At 58.8% G+C, this 21,347-nt stretch carries 21 protein-coding genes; 11 read left to right on the forward strand and 10 right to left on the reverse strand.

The window, feature by feature from the left end:
• Nucleotides 1–5: 5 nt before the first annotated feature.
• From mnmG to KHO49_RS01060, 4 genes are all read right to left on the reverse strand, one after another.
• Nucleotides 6–1,898: a tRNA uridine-5-carboxymethylaminomethyl(34) synthesis enzyme MnmG gene (gene mnmG / locus KHO49_RS01045; RefSeq protein WP_170001381.1), complete on the reverse strand. Its 1,893-nt coding sequence runs from the start codon at nucleotides 1,896–1,898 to the stop codon at nucleotides 6–8.
• A 560-nt stretch (nucleotides 1,899–2,458) separates the two neighbouring features.
• Nucleotides 2,459–2,791 (reverse strand): hypothetical protein, encoded by a 333-nt coding sequence (locus KHO49_RS01050; protein ID WP_110594157.1) that lies wholly within the window; start codon nucleotides 2,789–2,791, stop codon nucleotides 2,459–2,461.
• Nucleotides 2,792–2,919: 128 nt separating this feature from the next.
• Nucleotides 2,920–3,741 (reverse strand): phytanoyl-CoA dioxygenase family protein, encoded by an 822-nt coding sequence (locus tag KHO49_RS01055; protein WP_213664485.1) that lies wholly within the window; start codon nucleotides 3,739–3,741, stop codon nucleotides 2,920–2,922.
• 48 nt (nucleotides 3,742–3,789) lie between these two features.
• A complete protein-coding gene (locus tag KHO49_RS01060) occupies nucleotides 3,790–5,178 on the reverse strand; it encodes an amino acid permease (protein WP_213664486.1) in 1,389 nt (462 codons plus the stop codon).
• 345 nt (nucleotides 5,179–5,523) lie between these two features.
• On the opposite strand from KHO49_RS01060, the gene KHO49_RS01065 reads away from it, so the two are divergent.
• The gene (locus KHO49_RS01065; RefSeq protein ID WP_110594154.1) at nucleotides 5,524–6,357 is read left to right on the forward strand and encodes an AraC family transcriptional regulator; all 834 of its coding nucleotides are present in this window, start codon (nucleotides 5,524–5,526) and stop codon (nucleotides 6,355–6,357) included.
• Nucleotides 6,358–6,417: 60 nt separating this feature from the next.
• Here KHO49_RS01065 and mnmE read toward each other — a convergent pair whose 3' ends face one another.
• From mnmE to rpmH, 5 genes are all read right to left on the reverse strand, one after another.
• Nucleotides 6,418–7,788 (reverse strand): tRNA uridine-5-carboxymethylaminomethyl(34) synthesis GTPase MnmE, encoded by a 1,371-nt coding sequence (gene mnmE / locus KHO49_RS01070; protein ID WP_110652497.1) that lies wholly within the window; start codon nucleotides 7,786–7,788, stop codon nucleotides 6,418–6,420.
• 79 nt (nucleotides 7,789–7,867) lie between these two features.
• Complete coding sequence (yidC, locus tag KHO49_RS01075) at nucleotides 7,868–9,568, reverse strand: membrane protein insertase YidC (RefSeq protein WP_123390180.1); 1,701 nt, start codon at nucleotides 9,566–9,568, stop codon at nucleotides 7,868–7,870.
• A 2-nt stretch (nucleotides 9,569–9,570) separates the two neighbouring features.
• Nucleotides 9,571–9,816 (reverse strand): membrane protein insertion efficiency factor YidD, encoded by a 246-nt coding sequence (yidD, locus tag KHO49_RS01080; protein ID WP_003213574.1) that lies wholly within the window; start codon nucleotides 9,814–9,816, stop codon nucleotides 9,571–9,573.
• Nucleotides 9,809–10,210, reverse strand: coding sequence for a ribonuclease P protein component (rnpA, locus tag KHO49_RS01085; protein ID WP_197662869.1), 402 nt, complete (start codon nucleotides 10,208–10,210; stop codon nucleotides 9,809–9,811). Before rnpA ends, yidD begins: the two co-directional genes overlap by 8 nt.
• Nucleotides 10,211–10,226: 16 nt before the next feature.
• Nucleotides 10,227–10,361 (reverse strand): 50S ribosomal protein L34, encoded by a 135-nt coding sequence (rpmH, locus tag KHO49_RS01090; protein ID WP_003213577.1) that lies wholly within the window; start codon nucleotides 10,359–10,361, stop codon nucleotides 10,227–10,229.
• Between the two features lie 566 nt (nucleotides 10,362–10,927).
• Here rpmH and dnaA point away from each other — a divergent pair.
• From dnaA to KHO49_RS01135, 9 genes are all read left to right on the forward strand, one after another.
• On the forward strand, nucleotides 10,928–12,469 hold the full coding sequence (gene dnaA, locus KHO49_RS01095) for a chromosomal replication initiator protein DnaA (protein WP_213664487.1): 1,542 nt from the start codon (nucleotides 10,928–10,930) through the stop codon (nucleotides 12,467–12,469).
• Nucleotides 12,470–12,507: 38 nt separating this feature from the next.
• Entirely contained in the window at nucleotides 12,508–13,611 is a 1,104-nt protein-coding gene (dnaN, locus tag KHO49_RS01100) for a DNA polymerase III subunit beta (protein WP_011058392.1), read from the forward strand.
• Nucleotides 13,612–13,631: 20 nt separating this feature from the next.
• Nucleotides 13,632–14,735 (forward strand): DNA replication/repair protein RecF, encoded by a 1,104-nt coding sequence (recF, locus tag KHO49_RS01105; protein ID WP_102862424.1) that lies wholly within the window; start codon nucleotides 13,632–13,634, stop codon nucleotides 14,733–14,735.
• Nucleotides 14,736–14,739: 4 nt separating this feature from the next.
• Complete coding sequence (gene gyrB, locus KHO49_RS01110; RefSeq protein ID WP_110594153.1) at nucleotides 14,740–17,157, forward strand: DNA topoisomerase (ATP-hydrolyzing) subunit B; 2,418 nt, start codon at nucleotides 14,740–14,742, stop codon at nucleotides 17,155–17,157.
• Nucleotides 17,158–17,271: 114 nt separating this feature from the next.
• Nucleotides 17,272–17,787, forward strand: a complete 516-nt coding sequence (locus KHO49_RS01115) for an Imm21 family immunity protein (protein ID WP_102881397.1) — start codon at nucleotides 17,272–17,274, stop codon at nucleotides 17,785–17,787.
• A 188-nt stretch (nucleotides 17,788–17,975) separates the two neighbouring features.
• Nucleotides 17,976–18,488, forward strand: a complete 513-nt coding sequence (locus KHO49_RS01120; protein ID WP_213664488.1) for a DUF4265 domain-containing protein — start codon at nucleotides 17,976–17,978, stop codon at nucleotides 18,486–18,488.
• A complete protein-coding gene (locus KHO49_RS01125) occupies nucleotides 18,485–18,868 on the forward strand; it encodes an Imm10 family immunity protein (RefSeq protein WP_213664489.1) in 384 nt (127 codons plus the stop codon). Before KHO49_RS01120 ends, KHO49_RS01125 begins: the two co-directional genes overlap by 4 nt.
• A 56-nt stretch (nucleotides 18,869–18,924) precedes the next feature.
• A complete protein-coding gene (locus tag KHO49_RS01130) occupies nucleotides 18,925–19,410 on the forward strand; it encodes a DUF4265 domain-containing protein (RefSeq protein ID WP_213664490.1) in 486 nt (161 codons plus the stop codon).
• Nucleotides 19,407–19,727: an immunity protein Imm33 domain-containing protein gene (locus KHO49_RS01135; RefSeq protein ID WP_180988543.1), complete on the forward strand. Its 321-nt coding sequence runs from the start codon at nucleotides 19,407–19,409 to the stop codon at nucleotides 19,725–19,727. Before KHO49_RS01130 ends, KHO49_RS01135 begins: the two co-directional genes overlap by 4 nt.
• A gap of 27 nt (nucleotides 19,728–19,754) precedes the next feature.
• Here the strand turns inward: KHO49_RS01135 and KHO49_RS01140 are convergent, their stop codons facing one another.
• Nucleotides 19,755–20,483 carry a response regulator transcription factor gene (locus KHO49_RS01140; RefSeq protein ID WP_102881402.1) on the reverse strand — a complete coding sequence of 243 codons (729 nt, stop codon included), beginning with the start codon at nucleotides 20,481–20,483 and terminating at the stop codon, nucleotides 19,755–19,757.
• Between the two features lie 232 nt (nucleotides 20,484–20,715).
• Between KHO49_RS01140 and KHO49_RS01145 the strand changes: the two genes are divergently transcribed.
• On the forward strand, nucleotides 20,716–21,003 hold the full coding sequence (locus tag KHO49_RS01145) for a hypothetical protein (RefSeq protein ID WP_110594148.1): 288 nt from the start codon (nucleotides 20,716–20,718) through the stop codon (nucleotides 21,001–21,003).
• Nucleotides 21,004–21,347: the final 344 nt, after the last annotated feature.

A 21,347-nucleotide genomic window follows, 5' to 3' on the forward strand; every position in this document is an offset into this window, starting at 1 on the left:
AGAACTCAAGCGCTTTGCTCCAACTGACGGCCCGCGCCGCGTTTTTTCAAGTGAATCATCAACAGGGAAATCGCCGCGGGGGTCACGCCGGGAATCCGCGATGCCTGGCCCAGGGTCTCCGGACGGGTGGCGCCAAGCTTGCTCTGGATTTCCTTCGACAACCCGGAAATGCCGGTGTAATCGATATCCACAGGCAGCTTGGTGTCTTCGCTGGCCCGCAGACGAGCAATTTCGTCCTGCTGGCGATCGATATAGCCTGCGTATTTGGTCTTGATCTCGACCTGCTCCGCAACTTGTGGATCTTCAGCACCATGCCCGGTCACTTCGACCAGACCAGCGTAGTCGATTTCCGGACGGCTCAGCAGGTTCAGCAGGTTGTACTCGTGAGTCAGCGGGGTGCCGAATTTCTGAGCGATCGCATCGCCCTGCTCGGTGCCCGGACGGACCCAAGTGGACTTCAAGCGTTGCTCTTCCTGGGCAATGCCTTCGCGTTTCTTGCAGAAAGCGGCCCAGCGCACGTCATCCACCAGACCCAGCTCGCGACCTTTTTCGGTCAGACGCAGGTCGGCATTGTCTTCGCGCAGAATCAGGCGGTATTCCGCTCGGGAAGTGAACATCCGGTACGGTTCCTGGGTACCCAGGGTAATCAGGTCATCCACCAGCACACCGATATAGGCTTCATCGCGGCGCGGGCACCAGCTGTCTTTGCCCTGGGCACGCAGTGCGGCGTTGGCCCCGGCCAGCAAACCCTGGGCGCCGGCTTCTTCGTACCCGGTGGTGCCGTTGATCTGACCAGCGAAGAACAGGCCGCCGATGACCTTGGTTTCCAGGCTGTATTTCAAATCCCGCGGATCGAAGTAATCGTACTCGATGGCATAACCCGGGCGCACGATGTGTGCGTTTTCCATGCCGCGGATCGATTGCACGATCTGCAACTGCACGTCGAACGGCAAGGATGTGGATATACCGTTCGGGTACAGCTCGTGAGTGGTCAGGCCTTCAGGTTCGATAAACACCTGATGGCTTTCCTTGTCGGCAAAGCGATGGATCTTGTCTTCGATCGACGGGCAGTAACGCGGGCCAATGCCTTCGATCACCCCGGAATACATCGGCGAACGATCGAGGTTCGAGGCGATGATCTCGTGGGTGCGGGCGTTGGTGTGAGTAATCCAGCAACTGACCTGTTGTGGATGCTGTTCTTTCGAGCCCAGGAACGACATCACCGGAATCGGTGTATCCCCAGGCTGTTCGGTCATGACCGAGAAATCCACAGAACGGCCATCGATGCGTGGCGGAGTACCGGTTTTCAGGCGGCCAACCCGCAGTGGCAGTTCTCGCAGTCGTTGCGCCAGGGCAATCGAGGGCGGGTCACCGGCACGACCACCGGAATAGTTCTGCATTCCGATGTGGATAAGTCCACCGAGGAAGGTTCCGGTGGTAAGCACCACGGATTCCGCGAAGAAACGCAGACCCATCTGGGTCACGACACCGCGTACCTGATCCTGTTCAACGATCAGGTCATCTGCGGCTTGTTGAAATATCCACAGGTTCGGCTGGTTCTCGAGGATCTCGCGCACCGCCGCCTTGTACAAAACACGGTCGGCCTGGGCGCGGGTAGCGCGCACGGCTGGGCCTTTGCGGCTGTTCAACACACGAAACTGAATACCGCCTTTATCGGTCGCCATGGCCATCGCACCCCCTAGGGCATCGATTTCCTTGACCAGATGGCTCTTGCCGATCCCACCAATTGCGGGGTTGCAGCTCATTGCTCCGAGGGTTTCCACGTTATGCGTCAGCAACAGGGTTTTGGCCCCCATGCGTGCTGATGCAAGTGCTGCCTCGGTACCGGCATGACCGCCGCCGATGACGATCACTTCAAAACGGGAAGGGAAATCCACCACGCACCTCGTGCCTGCTTCAAGTAGGAGTAATTAGGAGTAGTTGTCGGGTTGGTTTTTGGACCAAGGCGGCAAGTATAGGGACTTAGCCCTTCCTAAAGAACCCTTTGCACAAAATTTAACCAGCTGTGGATGGATCACGGTCAATAGAAATTAAAAGAGAGAAATTTATTAAATCCTTGTTTTTATGTTTATTCTTATGCACATGGCTTTCTGTGGATAGATTGCTACAGGCCTTTATATTCAATATGTACAGAGGTTTTAAACTCTGTGATTAGGTGGCCAGGAGGCCCTTGGATAAGCGGTTTAAACCTGTGGATGAATGGGGTGGTTATCCACAGGCGTGGTTTTCCTCAGTTTTGAAGCCTGGTTATCAACCGAGCTGAAGGGCAGTTATTCACAGGGCTTAATCCACAGAAAACATCCGCGTCGAGGGAAACTCAGGCACAGGTCGACCTTGTTGTGGCCTCAACGGCTACAACGGATCGATCAGGAAGAGGGAGAAACAGACAGGCTGCGCGAGCCTGTCTGTGGATAACACCAGGTGATGATTGCAGCGGTTACTCGGGGCGCTTGACCAGGCGACCTTGTATCCACCAACTCAACGCCAGCGTGACAATGACCAGGACCAGCCAGTACTTCTTCAAGCCAGCCTTGGCGCTATCGAGTATCGAGGCGCTGGCCATGTCATTGCCCGCCAGAGATGGGTTCGTCGAGATCCCGTCGTTCAAGCTTTCAGCTTCAACCTCTGGGGAGTTCTGGGCCGAAACGGCGGACGGCTCGAAGGCGGCGACACCCTCCGCCACAGGCGCCTGATCCGAGGGAAGTTGAGCCCAACTGCCTTGGCAGACAAGGGCCAGACCCAGTACCGCGAGATAGCTACAAAAGCGCATAAACACCCTTCCATCCATTTGATAGCAGCGACCGCGGATGCTGGCCGGGGCTTGAACGAATGAATATCAGCTGATTCCGATTCTTCCGACGGCCTCCAGCCGCTGATCCGCTGGTTTCTGAACCGGCTTCATTTGCCCTGGCATGTCCACAAGTAAGGGAAAAGCTCATGTTTCATCGGCGCCCCGGCAGGCAGAGCCGTGGCCAGCCCTGGAAACTCGGGCGAGGTGCGCCAGGGTCTGGGGGCATGACGCATGTCATCTCCCAGAAAACGCAGCGAAAATGCCCGACGCCGGCGATCTCCCCCCACACCGCCAGAGGCATGCAGGGTGAGCATGTGGAAGAACACCGCGTCCCCGGGTTCCAGGGCCCAGCCGAGGATATTGAAGGCCGAGCGATCGGCTTCGATGTCCGGCAGGTCCGCCAGACTGCCTTCGGGAAACCATTTGGCCTGATTGTCCAGGAAGGTTCGCGGCATCAGCCAGGGACCACGGTGGGAACCGGCGACAAACTCCAGTGTGGATGCCCGCGCCACCGGGTCCACGGGCATCCACATGCTGCAGTTTTGTTGGCCCTCGACGTTGTAGTACGGCTGATCCTGATGCCAGGGCGTGGCCTGCCGAGTGTTGGGCTCCTTGACCAGCAGGTGATCGTGATAGAGCCGCACGTTGTTGCTTTGCATCAGCTGGCTGGCGACATGGCCTACCCGGCTGTTGAAGATGAAGCGCCTGTAGTCGGGGTTGTCCTGCCAGTTGCAGAAGTCCTCGAAGAACCAGCCAGGATCATCCGCCTGGCTAGCGACCTTGGCCCGCTCGCTGGGGCTGGCCAGGTTGTGTTCGATCCCCCGCTCCAGCAGCGCCACTTCGTCGGCACTGAACAGCTGGCGAATACACACGGCACCATCACGCTGAAACGCCTCGATGGTTGAGGGGGGCAGGTGGAACGCTTGCATGGTGTTTTCCTTTTCATCCAATGGAGGGCAGCACAACGGCCGAGATCCTCAGTCCGGGAGGGGCACATCAGTGAGGGCGGTGTTCGGCCTGATCCATATCCAGTAGGCCAGTGACAGCAATGCCAGCCAGCCGACACCGACATAAAGTGCCAGGCGGGTTTGCGCAAAGGCGCCGAGCACCACAAAGATGAACAGCATGAAGAGCACCGCGCAGGCCTGGCCAGCGGCGCCAAAAGGCACGGGAGAGCCCAGGGCAGCGATTTCCTCCGGGCTCATGCTACGGCGCATGGCCATCTGCGAGAGCAGGATCATCAGCCAGACCCAGACCACCGAGAAGGTCACCAGCGAAGCAAACACCAGGAACAATTCCTCGGGTACCAGGTAGTTGAGCAAAACACCGAACAGCAGAGCCACCGACATCACCAGCACCGTCATCCAGGGGACTCCGAAGCGCGAGGTGCTGGCAAACGCCGCAGGGGCCTGACCGATCGCCGCCATGCCGTACATCATGCGGCCGGCACTGAAAATGTCGCTGTTGATCGCCGAGAACACCGCGGAGATCACCACCAGGTTCAGTACCGTTGCCGCCGAATTTATCCCCAGGCCGCTGAAGATCTGCACGAAGGGACTGCCCTGACTGCCGATACCGGACCAGGGAAACAGCATCAGCAACACCAGCAGGGTCAGGATGTAGAAGATCAGAATCCGCAGTGGCACGGAGTTGATCGCTTTGGGAATCATGCGTTGCGGGTCCTTGGCTTCGCCCGCCGTGATGCCAATGACCTCGATCCCGCCAAAGGCGAACATGACAATGGTGAACGAGGCGATCATGCCCTCCAGGCCATTGGGGAAAAAACCACCATAGGCCCACAGGTTGCTCAGGCCCACAGAATGCTGTCCGTCACCCAGCTGGATACCGAACAGCAGCACCGCAAAGCCTCCGCCGATCATTGCGATGATCGCCGCGACCTTGAGCAGCGATAGCCAGAACTCCATTTCGCCAAAGATCCGCACACTGCACAGGTTCAAGGCGCCGATCCCCAGCACGATGCTCAGCACCCAGATCCAGCGGGGCGTATCGGGGAACCACAGGCTCATGTAGACACCAAAGGCGGTGACGTCCGCCAGGCACACCATGAGCATCGAAAAAGCATAACTCCAGCCGGTGAGAAACCCCGGAAAGCGTCCAAGATAACAACTGGCGTAATGCCCGAAGGAACCCGATACCGGGTTTCTGACAGCCATTTCCCCCAAGGCGCGCATGGTCAGGTAGATCGCCGCTCCGCCGATCAGGTACGCCAGCAGTACCGAAGGACCGGCCTGCTTGATGGCGGCCGCCGAACCGTAGAACAACCCTGTGCCGATGGCTGAACCCAGCGCAATGAAACGGATGTGCCGGGTGCTCAAGCCACGGTTTAACGCAGTCGTGCTAGCCATTTCTGTTCCTTGAATGCCGGACTGTCGACCCCGTCGGCGTCCATCGGCCGACCCAGGGGCAATAGCTGGACTATTTCCTCAGGTGTACAAACCTGTACATCTGCCAGGATGCAAATCAGGTACCACTTGGGGAATGAAGGATAAAAGTGCCGAACGCGTCGGCTAGTGCGGATAAATGGCGGAAACTTGAGCCCATTTACGAAATGGGCCTGTTACTCAAGACCGCAGGTTCATCGGCTGGAATCGGGAAAGGGGGTAAAGGTAACGTCGTTGTCCCCCGGGGCCGGTAAAAATCGCAAAATCTGCAAATCTGCCGTCGCTACAGTGGAGTACCAAGGAGGCCTTATGAAACCTGCAACCCGAATCCATTACGGCCAGCGCATGGAGCCGGTGCTGCGTTGGCTGGCAAGCCATCCACACAGCGATCCGGACCTGTACCACCTGGCGGACCTGGCCTGTATGTCGGCTTACCACTTTCATCGCATCTACCGCGCAATGATGGGAGAAACGCTGAACGCCACGGTGCAACGCATTCGCATGCACCTGGCAGCCGCAGCGCTGGCAGGCACTGACGCGGATCTGGCCGAGGTGGCTCTGCGTGCTGGCTACGAGTCGGGGGCGGCGTTCAACCGGGCATTCTCTGGCGTTTTCGGGTTGCCGCCTGGGCGTTATCGCGCAACCCGTTCCCGTCCTTTCGACCCTGAGGTGTCAAATATGTACTCCATCACAATCGAAACCTTCCCCGGCGTTGTTCTGGCAGCCCTGCCTCATCAGGGCTCCTACCAGGAAATCGGTCCGGTGTTCACCCGCGCTTTCATGCTGGCCGCCAGCCGGGGGCTCATGCATTCGGACACCAGCGGATTCGGTGTCTACTTCAACGACCCCGAGCAGGTCCCGACTGAGCAATTGCGCTCGCTAGCCGGAGTCGCGGTCGCGCCCGATGCAGACCTGGGCGAACAGCTGGAAAGGTTCGACATTCCTCCAGGGCGCTACGCAATCCTGAATTACGTGGGTCCCTACAACGAGATGGATAAAGCCTATGCCTGGATGTTCTCCGAGTGGCTGCCTGACAGTGGGCTGACACCAGGGGATTTTCCGATGTTCGAACACTATGTGAACGATCCACGCGTCACCCCACCCGCACAGTTGCAGACACGCATCTACCTGTCGGTGGAATAAACGCCGTCCGCTACCGGCAGGGGTGTGGATAACCTCTGCCGGAGCGCACCGGGGGCGGCTCTACTTGCCGATGCAGAAGCTGGAAAAGATCCGTCCCAACAGGTCATCGGAACTGAAGGCCCCGGTGATTTCTCCCAGCGACTGCTGGGCCTGCCGCAGATCCTCGGCCAGTAGCTCACCGGCGCCGGCCAAGGTCAGCTGGGCACGGCCATGCTCCAGCGCGGCACTGGCGTAGCGCAACGCTTCGAGGTGCCGGCGGCGGGCACTGAAGCTGCTTTCCGACGTCTGTTCATAACCCATGCAAGCCTTGAGATGCTCACGTAGCAAATCCAGCCCGACACCGGCAGACATGGCACTGAGGCTGATGGTCACATGGCCATCCTCACAGGTTTCAAGAGCGATGGGCTCGCCAGTCAGATCGGCCTTGTTGCGGATCAAGGTCACCTTGGCCGGGTCCGGACGCTGCTCAAGAAATTCAGGCCACAGGGCGAAGGGATCAGCCGCTTCTGCTGCAGTGGCGTCCACCACCAGCAATACCCGGTCGGCTTCACCGATGGCCTTGAGCGCACGTTCGACGCCGATTTTTTCCACTTGATCCTCGGTGTCCCTGAGGCCGGCGGTATCCACCACGTGCAACGGCATGCCGTCGATGTGGATATGTTCCTTGAGAATGTCCCGAGTAGTGCCGGCGATATCAGTGACGATGGCCGCCTCGCGCCCGGCCAGGGCATTGAGCAGGCTAGACTTGCCGGCGTTCGGACGGCCAGCGATCACCACCGTCATGCCGTCACGGAGCAAGGCGCCCTGCCCGGCTTCCCTCAGTACTGTGGATAACTCGTCGCGGACCGCATCGAGCATGCTCAACACGTGGCCATCGGCGAGGAAGTCGATTTCCTCCTCGGGAAAATCAATCGCCGCTTCGACATAGATCCGCAGGGCAATCAGCTGTTCGGTCAAGTTATGCACACGCTGGGAGAATGCCCCCTGCAGCGAGCGCAAGGCGTTGCGCGCTGCCTGTGCAGAACTGGCCTCGATCAGGTCGGCAATGGCTTCGGCTTGTGCCAGATCGAGCTTGTCATTGAGAAAGGCGCGCTCGCTGAACTCTCCAGGTCGGGCCAGCCGGCAACCCAGCTCGAGGCAGCGCTGCAGCAACATGTCGAGAACGATGGGGCCGCCATGGCCCTGCAGCTCCAGCACATCTTCGCCGGTAAAGGAGTTCGGCCCCGGGAAATACAGGGCAATGCCTTCATCCAGCACCTCTCCCTGTTCACTGAGAAAGGGGCCGTAATGCGCAAACCGCGGTTTCAATTCGCGGCCGCTGATGGCCTTGGCGGCCAGGCTCGCCAGGGGCCCGGAAATCCGTACGATGCCCACGCCACCGCGACCTTGGGCAGTGGCGACAGCGGCGATGGTTTCACGAGGGACATTCATAACCCGACATCCAGACAAAAGTGACAGATAGCAAAACGCCCCACTAGGGGGCGTCTTGTGTGGTTATCCACAGCGTAGGTCAGGCTTCAGCTTTCTTGGTAGCCGCTTCGATCTTACGAGTGATGTACCACTGTTGTGCGATCGACAGGCAGTTGTTCACTACCCAGTACAGAACCAGACCTGCAGGGAACCACAGGAAGAAGAAGGTGAAGATGATTGGCATCATTTTCATCACCTTGGCCTGCATCGGATCCGGAGGCGTCGGGTTCAACTGCTGCTGGATGAACATGGTGGCGCCCATGATGATCGGCAGGATGAAGAACGGATCCTTGATCGACAGGTCGGTAATCCACAGCATGAATGGTGCCTGGCGCATTTCCACGCTTTCCAGGAGTACCCAGTACAAGGACAGGAAGACCGGCATCTGCACCAGGATCGGCAAGCAGCCGCCCAGCGGATTGATCTTCTCTTTCTTGTACAGCTCCATCATCGCCTGGGACATTTTCTGACGATCGTCGCCGAATTTTTCCTTCAGCGCGGCCAGTTTAGGAGCCACAGCACGCATGCGCGCCATCGACTTGTAGCTGGCAGCCGACAGTGGGAAGAAGATCCCCTTGATCAGCATGGTCAGGAAAATGATCGACCAGCCCCAGTTACCCACCAGGCTGTGGATATGTTGCAGCAGCCAGAAGATCGGCTGGGCAATGAACCACAGGAAGCCGTAGTCGACAGTCAGTTCCAGACCTGGGGACAACTCTTTCAGCACCGCCTGGCTTTTCGGGCCGGCGTACAGAGTGGCGCTGGTTTCAGCCTTGGCGCCTGGAGCAACGGTCATCGAAGGGCCGGTGTAGCCAATGATGTAGTTGCCTTTGCTGTCTTTGCGCGCCAGAACCTGGTTATTTTCGCCTTTTGGCGGAATCCAGGCGGTCACGAAGTAGTGCTGCAGCCAGGCTACCCAGCCACCCTGAACATTTTCAGTGATGGGCGCCTTGGTTTTGTCCTCGTTCACCTTGTCCATGTCTTTCATGGACACTTTCTTGTACGGCTCGGAACTTGTCCACAGGGCGGCGCCCAGGTAAGTCGCAGTGCCGGTGGCGGTGCTGGAGGATGGATCGGAACTGGCGTCGCGCTTGAGCTGGGCGAACATCGCACCGGTCCAAGGTTGCGCGCTTTCGTTATCGATCAGGTAGGAAACGGTGATGTCGTACAGGCCACGCTTCAGGGTGAAGCGTTTGATGTAGTTGACGCCGTCCTTGCTGAACTTCAGGTCGACCACCAATTGGTCCTGACCGTCAGCCAGTTGATAACTTTTCTTCTCTGCCGAGTAGATCGGGCGACCGGCCGGGTTGGCGTCCGGGCCGCTGCTGCCAATCAGGCCACTTTGTGCCAGGTAAGTCCGTTCGTTGCCGTTATCGAACAGCTGGAAAGGAATTTCCGGGTGGTCCTGGCGACGTGGATACAGTGGCAAACGCAGTTGCGCGATATCCCCACCTTGTGGATCGACAGCCAGGTCGAGCACATCCGTTTTGATCTGAATGAGATCTTTGCTTGCAGCAACCGGCGCTTCTGCGGGTGCAGTGGTATCGCTTGCGGCGCGTGGAATGTCGTCGTTGGCAGCGGAAGTGCCAGTTGGCGTATCCGGCAAGCCCGGAGCGGTCGTGCTGGAAGCAACATTCTGAGTCGGCAGGGCAGCCTGGCCATAATCCTGGTTCCATTTAAGAACCATGACATAGGACACGATTGCCAGGGCGACGATCAGGATCGTGCGTTTGATATCCATGATTACTCGGCCATCGAAGAAGAACGGGAGGTAGGGATAGGTGGAACCGGGTCATAACCACCGGGATTCCACGGATGACAGCGACCTAAACGACGAAAGGTCAGCCAGCCACCGCGCAGAAGGCCATGATTTTCGATGGCTTCTAACGCGTAGCAGGAACAACTGGGGTAGAAACGACAGTGATTGGCCATCAGAGGACTAATGGCATAGCGGTAAAACTGGATCGGAACGAGCGCCAGTTTACGCATCGGGACTGTCTACCCCTACAGTTTCGGATTTGACTGCTGGTTCCGGCTTGTTGCGCGCCAGACGTTTCCAGAGTTTGCCGAAATGCTGAATCAATTCGGGGTTTTCTACATCGCCCAAACCTTTGCGCGCGACGATAACGATATCCCATCCGACCAGTGAGTCCTGGTGGAGACGAAACGATTCGCGCATCAGACGCTTGAGGCGATTGCGCTCAACGGAGAGCTTTACGCTCTTTTTCCCGATCACGAGCCCCAGACGGGGATGATCCAGGTCGTTGTTGCGCGCAAGGAGCAGGAGATTTTTCCCCGGAACCTTGCCGGTAGGGGAGTCAAAGACCGCCTTGAAGTGCCGGGGGGTAAGCAGACGCTTTTCCCGACTGAAGTCCTGACTCACCTCCAGTGCCGGATTATCAAACTGCCAGACGCGCACGACCTTTGGCGCGACGACGCGACAGGACGGCACGACCGTTCTTGGTAGCCATGCGAGCACGGAAACCGTGGGTACGAGCGCGTTTGATAGTGCTTGGTTGGAAAGTACGTTTCATGTCGTGTTACCTGGTTCGTCCACAACGGGCCGGAATGGCCCCCGTTTTAAGAGATCGGCGATTCTAGAGAAAGCAAGCCTCTAGGTCAATTTCCAACCAGCTTTTCCTTTATCTATGTATGTCCGGGTCCTGGGTTGTGAGTCAGTCTTGGCTAGATATAAAAATAAAGAAGGAAAGTATTTAAAGCTTTTCTGTAAAGCTTATAAAGACTAGGGACGGCACCTTCTGTGGATAACTGGCTTAAGCCCTTATAGTCCGTACTGTACAGAGGATGACAACACGGTTGAGAAACGGTGTCCTGCCTGTGCTGCGCTATCGGAAAACCTGTGTGTGGAACGAGAGGTTATCCACAGGCGAGTTACCCACAGAGTTTTGACCCGAGTTGTGCAATGACCTCAGGCGAGGTTATCCACAGAGCTTATGCACATACCATTGGTCGTGTTTATTCGGGGTAAGGCGTTGATTCTTAGTGTCCTGAGGGCACGCTACATGTGGATAAGTGGACGGCTGATCGCTACAATGGCCGCTTGTTTTTGCCTCACCGGCTTTCAACTTAGGGGATATCCGTGTCAGTGGAACTTTGGCAGCAGTGCGTGGAGCTTCTGCGTGATGAGCTGCCTGCCCAGCAATTCAACACTTGGATCCGTCCGCTACAGGTCGAAGCCGAAGGCGACGAGTTGCGTGTCTACGCACCGAATCGTTTTGTTCTCGATTGGGTCAACGAAAAGTACCTGGGCCGCGTGCTCGAGCTGCTGGATGAACACGGCAACGGCAGTGCGCCGGTTCTTTCCTTATTAATAGGCAGCAAACGCAGTTCGGCGCCTCGCGCTGCACCTAATGCGCCACTGGCCGCCGCTGCCTCGCAAGCGCTGCAAGCGGCAGCAGCCAATGCCACCCCGGCGGCGGCTCCTGCGCCAACTCCGACACCCACTTCAGCTCCGGCCAAGAAAGCCGCGGCGCAGAAGAGTGCCGAGGTCAGCGAAGAACCCTCTCGTGACAGCTTCGACCCGATGGCGGGCGCCAGCTCGCAGCAGGCACCGGTACGCGCTGAGCAGCGTACTGTCCAGGTAGAAGGTGCGCTCAAGCACACCAGCTACCTGAACCGCACCTTCACCTTTGAAAACTTCGTCGAGGGTAAGTCCAACCAACTGGCTCGGGCAGCGGCCTGGCAGGTGGCGGACAACCCCAAGCATGGCTATAACCCGCTCTTCCTTTATGGCGGCGTCGGTCTGGGTAAGACCCACTTGATGCATGCCGTGGGTAACCACCTATTAAAGAAGAACCCGAATGCCAAGGTCGTGTACCTGCATTCCGAGCGTTTCGTTGCGGACATGGTCAAGGCGTTGCAGCTCAACGCCATTAACGAATTCAAGCGCTTCTATCGTTCGGTCGACGCATTGCTGATCGACGATATCCAGTTCTTCGCTCGCAAGGAGCGTTCCCAGGAAGAGTTCTTCCACACCTTCAATGCCCTCCTCGAAGGCGGCCAGCAGGTGATTCTCACCAGCGACCGTTATCCGAAGGAAATCGAAGGCCTGGAAGAACGCCTCAAGTCCCGCTTCGGCTGGGGCCTGACGGTAGCGGTCGAACCGCCGGAACTGGAAACCCGGGTGGCGATCCTGATGAAGAAGGCCGACCAGGCCAAAGTCGAACTGCCCCACGATGCGGCGTTCTTCATTGCTCAGCGAATTCGTTCCAACGTCCGTGAACTGGAAGGCGCACTCAAGCGAGTCATCGCCCACTCGCACTTCATGGGGCGCGACATCACCATCGAGCTGATTCGCGAATCGTTGAAGGACCTGCTGGCGCTGCAGGACAAGCTGGTGTCTGTGGATAACATCCAGCGCACCGTCGCCGAGTACTACAAGATCAAGATTTCTGATCTGCTGTCCAAGCGACGTTCGCGTTCGGTAGCCCGCCCCCGTCAGGTGGCCATGGCCCTGTCCAAGGAACTGACCAACCACAGCCTGCCGGAAATCGGTGATGTGTTCGGTGGCCGCGACCACACTACGGTGCTGCACGCCTGCCGCAAGATCAATGAACTTAAGGAATCCGACGCGGACATCCGCGAGGACTACAAGAACCTGCTGCGTACTCTGACCACTTGATGATTCCAACGCAGCTTATTAAGGCAAGGGACTAGACCATGCATTTCACCATTCAACGCGAAGCCCTGTTGAAACCCCTGCAACTGGTCGCCGGCGTCGTCGAACGCCGTCAGACCTTGCCGGTACTTTCCAACGTGCTGCTGGTTGTCGAAGGCCAGCAACTGTCGCTGACCGGTACCGACCTGGAAGTCGAGCTGGTCGGTCGTGTGCAACTTGAAGAGCCCGCAGAGCCGGGGGAAATCACCGTTCCCGCGCGCAAGCTGATGGACATCTGCAAGAGCCTGCCCAACGACGCGCTGATCGACATCAAGGTCGACGAGCAGAAACTGGTGGTGAAGGCTGGTCGTAGCCGCTTCACTCTGTCGACCCTGCCGGCCAACGACTTCCCGACCGTGGAAGAAGGCCCGGGTTCGCTGACCTGTCAGCTGGAGCAGAGCCGCCTGCGTCGCCTGATCGAGCGCACCAGCTTCGCCATGGCCCAGCAGGACGTGCGCTACTACCTCAACGGCATGCTGCTGGAAGTGTCCGCCGGGATCATCCGCGCCGTGGCCACCGACGGTCACCGTCTGGCCATGTGCTCGATGCAGGCGGATATCGGCCAGCCCGATCGCCACCAGGTGATCGTGCCGCGTAAAGGCATCCTGGAGCTGGCCCGTCTGCTCACCGAGCCGGATGGCAACGTCAGCATCGTCCTGGGTCAGCACCACATTCGCGCCACTACCGGCGAGTTCACCTTCACCTCCAAGCTGGTGGACGGCAAGTTCCCTGACTACGAGCGCGTGCTGCCAAAAGGCGGTGACAAGCTGGTACTGGGTGACCGTCAGGCCCTGCGTGAAGCTTTCAGCCGTACCGCGATCCTGTCCAACGAGAAGTACCGCGGTATCCGTCTGCAGCTGGCCAATGGTCAGTTGAAGATCCAGGCCAACAACCCGGAGCAGGAAGAAGCGGAAGAAGAAGTGGGTGTGGAATACAACGGCGGCTCGCTGGAAATCGGCTTCAACGTCAGCTACCTGCTGGACGTGCTGGGCGTGATGACCACCGAACAGGTGCGCCTGATCCTGTCCGATTCCAACAGCAGTGCGCTGGTGCAGGAATCCGACAACGACGACTCGGCTTACGTTGTCATGCCGATGCGCCTGTAATCATGCTCAGCAGAAGCTAGATGTCCCTCAGTCGCGTCTCGGTCACCGCGGTGCGCAATCTGCACCCGGTGACCTTCTCCCCCTCTCCCCGCATCAACCTTCTCTACGGCGCCAACGGCAGTGGCAAGACCAGCGTACTGGAAGCCATCCACCTGCTGGGGCTTGCCCGCTCGTTTCGCAGTGCCCGCTTGCTGCCGGTGATCCAGTATGAACAGCTGGCTTGTACGGTCTTTGGCCAGGTGGAGTTGGCCCAGGGTGGGCACAGCAGCCTGGGGATATCCCGGGATCGTCAGGGGGAGTTCCAGATCCGCATCGACGGTCAGAATGCCCGCAGCGCGGCGCAGCTGGCGGAAATCCTGCCGCTGCAACTGATCAATCCGGACAGCTTTCGTCTGCTGGAAGGCGCTCCAAAGATCCGCCGACAGTTCCTGGACTGGGGAGTGTTCCATGTGGAACCTCGCTTCATGTCCACCTGGCAGCGCTTGCAGAAGGCCCTGCGGCAGCGGAACTCATGGCTGCGGCATGGTACACTTGACGCCGCTTCGCAAGCGGCCTGGGACCGGGAACTGTGTCAGGCCAGCGCTGAAATCGATGAATACCGCCGCGCATACATCAAAGCCTTGAAACCAGTCTTTGAGCGGACCTTGGGCGAGTTGTTGCAGCTCGAGGGCCTGACGCTTAGCTATTACCGTGGTTGGGACAAGGACCGAGAGCTCAGTGAAGTGCTCGCGGCCGCCCTGCACCGTGATCAGCAAATGGGTCATACCCAGGCCGGTCCACAACGTGCTGATTTGCGTCTGCGCTTAGGCGGACACAACGCCGCGGACATCTTGTCCCGTGGCCAGCAGAAGTTGGTGGTCTGTGCCTTGCGCATTGCCCAGGGGCACCTGGTGAGCCAGGCCCGTCGCGGTCAGTGTATTTATCTGGTGGATGACTTGCCGTCCGAGTTGGACGAGCAGCATCGCCGCGCACTTTGTCGCTTGTTGGAAGACTTACGCTGCCAGGTGTTTATCACCTGTGTAGACCACGAATTATTGAGGGAAGGCTGGCAGACGGAAACGCCAGTCGCTTTGTTCCACGTGGAACAAGGCCGTATCACCCAGACCCACGACCATCGGGAGTGAAGGCATGAGCGAAGAAAATACGTACGACTCGACCAGCATCAAGGTGCTGAAAGGTTTGGATGCCGTACGCAAACGTCCCGGTATGTACATTGGCGACACCGATGACGGCAGCGGTCTGCACCACATGGTGTTCGAGGTGGTCGACAACTCCATCGACGAAGCGCTGGCCGGTCATTGCGACGACATCAGCATCATCATCCACCCGGATGAATCCATCACCGTTCGCGACAACGGTCGCGGTATCCCGGTAGATGTGCATAAAGAAGAAGGCGTCTCGGCGGCAGAGGTCATCATGACCGTGCTCCACGCCGGCGGTAAGTTCGACGATAACTCCTACAAGGTATCCGGCGGTCTGCACGGCGTAGGTGTATCGGTAGTGAACGCCCTGTCCGAAGAGCTGATCCTCACTGTGCGCCGCAGCGGCAAGATCTGGGAACAGACCTATGTCCACGGTGTTCCGCAAGAGCGGATGAAGATCGTTGGCGACAGCGAAACCACCGGTACCCAGATCCACTTCAAGCCTTCGGCTGAAACCTTCAAGAACATCCACTTCAGCTGGGACGTCCTGGCCAAGCGGATTCGTGAACTGTCCTTCCTCAACTCCGGTGTCGGCATCATCCTCAAGGATGAGCGCAGCGGCAAGGAAGAGCTGTTCAAGTACGAAGGTGGCCTGCGGGCGTTCGTTGAATACCTGAACACCAACAAGACAGCGGTCAACCAGGTGTTCCACTTCAACGTCCAGCGTGAAGACGGCATCGGCGTGGAAATCGCCCTGCAGTGGAACGACAGCTTCAACGAGAACCTGTTGTGCTTCACCAACAACATTCCTCAGCGCGACGGCGGCACCCACCTGGTGGGCTTCCGTTCGGCCCTGACGCGTAACCTGAATACCTACATCGAAGCTGAAGGCCTGGCCAAGAAGCACAAGGTTGCCACCACCGGTGACGATGCTCGTGAAGGCCTGACCGCGATCATCTCGGTGAAGGTGCCGGACCCTAAGTTCAGCTCCCAGACCAAGGACAAGCTGGTGTCTTCCGAAGTGAAGACCGCTGTCGAACAGGAAATGGGCAAGTACTTCTCCGACTTCCTGCTGGAAAACCCCAACGAAGCCAAGTTGGTGGTGGGCAAGATGATCGACGCTGCTCGTGCTCGTGAAGCGGCGCGTAAAGCCCGTGAAATGACCCGTCGTAAAGGCGCGCTGGATATCGCCGGCCTGCCGGGCAAACTGGCTGACTGCCAGGAAAAGGACCCTGCCCTGTCCGAACTCTACCTGGTGGAGGGTGACTCTGCTGGCGGTTCCGCCAAGCAGGGACGCAACCGCAAGACCCAGGCGATCCTGCCGCTCAAGGGCAAGATCCTCAACGTCGAGAAGGCGCGCTTTGACAAGATGATCTCCTCGCAAGAGGTCGGCACCTTGATCACCGCGCTGGGCTGCGGCATCGGCCGCGAAGAGTACAACATCGACAAGCTGCGTTATCACAACATCATCATCATGACCGATGCTGACGTTGACGGTTCGCACATCCGTACCCTGCTGCTGACCTTCTTCTTCCGTCAGTTGCCGGAGCTGATCGAGCGCGGCTACATCTACATCGCCCAGCCGCCGCTGTACAAGGTCAAGAAAGGCAAGCAAGAGCAATACATCAAAGACGACGAGGCCATGGAAGACTACATGACCCAGTCGGCCCTGGAAGATGCCAGCCTGCACCTGAACGACGAAGCTCCGGGGATCTCCGGCGAGGCGCTGGAGCGCCTGGTCAACGATTTCCGCATGGTGATGAAGACCCTCAAGCGCCTGTCGCGCCTGTACCCGCAGGAACTGACCGAGCACTTCATCTACCTGCCGGCCGTGACCATGGAGCAACTGTCCGATCACGCCGCCATGCAGGATTGGCTGGCCAAGTACGACGCCCGCCTGCGCACCTCCGAGAAGTCGGGCCTGGTCTACAAGGCCAGTCTACGGGAAGACCGTGAGCGTAATGTCTGGCTGCCTGAGGTCGAGCTGATCTCCCACGGCCTGTCCAACTACGTCACCTTCAACCGCGACTTCTTCGGCAGCAACGACTACAAGACTGTCGTCTCCCTCGGCGCTCAACTGAGCACCCTGCTGGACGAAGGCGCGTATGTGCAGCGTGGCGAGCGCAAGAAAGCGGTCACCGAGTTCAAGGAAGCCCTGGACTGGCTGATGGCGGAAAGCACCAAGCGCCACACCATCCAGCGATACAAAGGTCTGGGCGAGATGAACCCTGACCAACTGTGGGAAACCACCATGGACCCAAGCATGCGCCGCATGCTCAAGGTGACCATCGAAGACGCCATCGGCGCCGACCAGATCTTCAACACCCTGATGGGTGATGCGGTCGAGCCACGTCGCGACTTCATCGAAAGCAACGCCCTGGCGGTGTCCAACCTGGACTTCTGATCCGCGGCGGCACCTAAAAAGCCAACGCCTAGCGTTGGCTTTTTTTTGCGCGGACATCACGGTGTTGTCTGTGGATCATGTAGCTGTTCTGCTCAACAGGAAGGCAAGGAGCCTATGAGTCGATTCAAGATTTCTCCATGGCTGTCCAGTTCCGGTGGCCCCTTGGTGGTGATAGGTGACGGCTTGGCAGGTATGTGGCGTGGCCTCGACGGCCATCCCTCGGATTACCACAGGGCGTGTCAGATTGATGACTATGCCGGCCGGCTGGAGGGTGTCGATGGCGATATTCTTGTCCTGGGTGACGAGCCTTTGGACACGGCGATTGCCACGGCAGACGACGCGTTGCTGATTATCCGATGGATTTGCGCCCCTTCTGAGGCCGAGGTGCTGGCGCAGCTTGAGCGGCTTGAGCTTGGTTCACTGACCCCGATCGAGCGGTTGAGTATTGATTGGTCAAGCGACGTGCTGGTGCTGTTTGATGGGGTCGACTGGTTTGATCCACAGGCTTGTCTGCGCCTTCAACTGCTGTCGCCGCACAGCGAGGTATCGACATTTCGCTACCAACCCACGCCCGATACCGCCCTGTTGATCCATCAGATAGTGCCTCGTCAGCGGGCCCATCCTTACTGAGGTTCAGGTGCTGCGCAGCGCGGGTGTCCAGGGATATTTTTATAAAATGCTGGGACGACTTTTTCTATCCGTCCGATGAGAATACGGCCCTGGCCATGCCGAATAGCGCAGAGGTCATATTTTCCTTCGAGGAAAACTTCTTTTACGGGCAGTTTGTGAGGCCCATGGCGGCGCCTCGGTGAGATGGAATGGACACCTCGACAGCACAGTTTCACAAGATCATTTTCAAGCTCACCGTCGACGCCGACGGTTACCCACCGGTGGGGTATGAATCGATGTGGGGCATTCAACGCGGCGCAGGTGCCTATGAGTTGGATAACACGCCCTGCTATCTCTACGGCGTGAGCAAGGGGGACTGGGTGCTGACTCGCGCCGATGCCCACGAGTTGATCGCGACTGGTGTGGTACGGCAATCCGGGCACTCGACGCTGCGGGTTTTTGCCGAGCGCGAGTCGGAGCGCTCGAGCATTGTGCAGCACCTGCGCAGCCTTGGCGCCCGGTGCATGCTTACCCCGGGCCTGTCGCTGTTCACCGTGGATATCGCGTCCGAGGTCAGTTTTTGCGCCATCGACCACTACCTGTCTGCCATCACCGACGACCAACATATCGCTTATGAAGATGCCTGTTTGCAGCACGGGGACATTGATCCTGCGCGCATGAGCGAGTGCTTGTCGCTGGCTTCACTTGAGGTTCAAGCATGACCGTTGAATGGCCTGCCAGTTATTTCAGCGCAACCCTGGAGGACGATGTCTGGCTTGTGGCTTTTGCCGATACAGCCGACGAGCCCGAGCACTACCTGTTGTTGCAACGCAGTACCGAATGCGACGAACAAGACGCCGTCCTGGGCCAGGACACCTACCACCTGGAAATCTCCAGCCCTGCCCTCTCCGGCTATGGCGGGGTTGCGCAAGTGCGTATCGAACAGGAGCGCATCATTTTCAGCATGGACAGCTCCGTCACCTGGTGTGCGGGCCTGGATCGGCTGGTGCTGCGGCTGGCACCTGAGCTGCAAGACGATCCGGCCATCGAACAGGCGCTTGGAGCGGTGTTCATCGAGCAGTCGACCCCGCTACGCGGCTGAGCCTGGCTCGGTTCTTTTCACTCTTCTTAAAAACAGCAATCGCTCGGAAATTTGTTATGGATGATGAAAACCAGGAAATATCGATCCGGGTTGTTGCGGGGCAGAACAGCCACGGCCCGGTCTATGAGCCGCTGCATGTACGGCGGCTCGATGAGGACAGTTACGAGATTCTCTACTCACCGGGGCTGACACTGAACCTGGCCAAGGGCGACATCATTTCGATCAAGGACCCCCAGGCCCCCGCCGTGGTGCTCAAGCGAGGCGGCAACTTCTGCATCCACATTTATGCGGATCACATTCCTGAAGAACACATCGTTGCCCTGGCGGCGGATGTGGCGAGCGAATTGGGCGGCATGCTCGACGGGCGCTATAAGGGCAATCTGACATTGTCGGTGCCGGCGCGAAACGGCATGGACAACATCGCCCGGCTCTTCAACCGTTTCCGCGAGACCACGGGCATCGAGTGGTACTACGCCAACATCTATAAAAACCTCGATGACTCCGATGACGAGACCTTGCTCAATTGGTGGCTGGAGCAATGAACGAAAGACAGCAGCTTATCTGTGAGCGCTACGATCTAGCCCCCCAGGCACCGGAGCCGATGATTGCACTGGCCACCGGTTCCCTGGCGCAGTCGCCCATCTATGGCACCCGGGTCGAGTTGCCGGAGAACGGCACGATCAGTTGGTTTATCCACTGCGGCGAACATTCCACAGCCGTGGATTTCTACCAGCCGCTGTGCGCCGAGCACCTGCCCGAGCTGTTGCCGGAGGTGATCGATTACCTGTATCTGCCGAGCGGGACGCGTTTCATCATCGACCGCGCCGGCTATGAAGATGTCTGGCAGGACCCGCAGTGATTTCAAGCCGCTTTTGACGGCAAGCAGTCAGTTGCCCTGCTCGTCAGGCGACGCGACACTTTCCAGCCGGTAGCCGTAACCGTAGATCGTCAGCAACTGCCAGCCACGGTCCGCGGTCAGTCCGAGCTTGTTGCGCAGACGGTAGATGTGGGTATCCAGGGGCCGCGAGGAAATGATTTCCTCGTGGGTCCAGAACCGTTCGTACAGGTACTCCCGGGACAGCGGCCGGCCCAGGTTGGCGAACAGGCAGCGGGCCAGGCGGTACTCGCGCTCGGTCAGGCTGATGGGGGCACCGGCGCGGGTGACGGTCAGTTCGGCGTCATCGAAACTCAAGTCATTGAAGGTCAGGACCTCCTCGCTGTTGCTGCGCTGCAGGCCGTGGCGGCGCAGCACCGCATTGACCCGGGCCTTGAGTTCGTTGGGACGAAAAGGCTTGCTCAGGTAGTCATCGGCGCCGGTGTTCAGGGCCTGGACGATATCGCTCTCGGCATCACGGCTGGTGAGCATGATGGCCGCCGGAGGCGAGTCCATGTGCTCGCGGGTCCAGCGCAGCAACGACAGGCCGCTGAGGTCCGGCACTTGCCAGTCGAGAATCAGCAGGTCGAAGGTTTCCCGCCGCAGTTGGCGTAGCAGGTCTTCGCCCCGTTCGAAGCGATGCAGGGACCAGGCGGCTTCACCGGGGCCGGGAATTTCTCGCAGTGTCTGTTCCACCCGTGCCAGTTCTGCGGGTTCGTCATCCAGTATCGCGACACGCATGCCAGGCAGTTCCTTATGGTTCGAAGAGCACCTGAGACGCAGATCCAGCGGCTTCAGGCTGGGGGAAGTTTAGGTGCCTTGGCTGATTCTGAACAATTATGGCGAATTGCTCTTGAGCCCCTGCTCCCTCGGTACGCTGATATCAAATAGCCGGTAAGGCACCTGGAGCACGGGTGCCTGGGGGGCTATCGCAGCAGCACGATACCGGCTCGCTCAAGCAAGGAAAAGAACCATGGGGAACATGTTCAGCAAAGGCCAGGTCGCGTTGGTCAGAATGTTCAGCGGCGATGATCCGCTGCGCCTGGTCAGTTTGATGCTGGCGGCTTATCTGGGGATCAGTGCCAACGTCTTGCCGTCGCCATCCGCTTCCTGCTGTGAGGCGGCCAAGGCCGAGGTTTACTCGACACTGGCCTCGCCCGACAGCCATGAAACCCGCCTGACCCTGGATGCCGAACCGGTACTGGGCAGAACAGCCCTGCCTGCGGATTGGCAGGCACCTGCACCACGCTGGGTCTTTTAGCAGGCGGGGCGATGATTCTGAACAAATATTGCAAATCCGTCGCAGCCTCTCGGCCAGCGTTACATTGCTCCTCGCTGAGTGGCACACGGGGGCACCTGGAAGTGCTCCGACACAGGGAGTGTCAACCGCCAGGCTGGCGGCACAACGCGCGCTTGCGTGCGTCGTTGAAGGGGAATACAGGGAGTGCCTCCTCAGGACTTTGGGCCGGGCGACCTGTCGCCTCGGTTCCGACACAGGGACGTGTCACTTTCTTCGCTCCCTGTGCGCTTCCCTCCCGGTTCCGACTCGTCCTCTCTCCTTTGGGCGACGCCGCGCAGCGTCCGGCTTTCTGCCCACGCGCTGCC

This window comes from Pseudomonas sp. RC4D1 (assembly GCF_018390395.1).
Taxonomy (GTDB): Bacteria; Pseudomonadota; Gammaproteobacteria; order Pseudomonadales; family Pseudomonadaceae; genus Aquipseudomonas; species Aquipseudomonas danubii.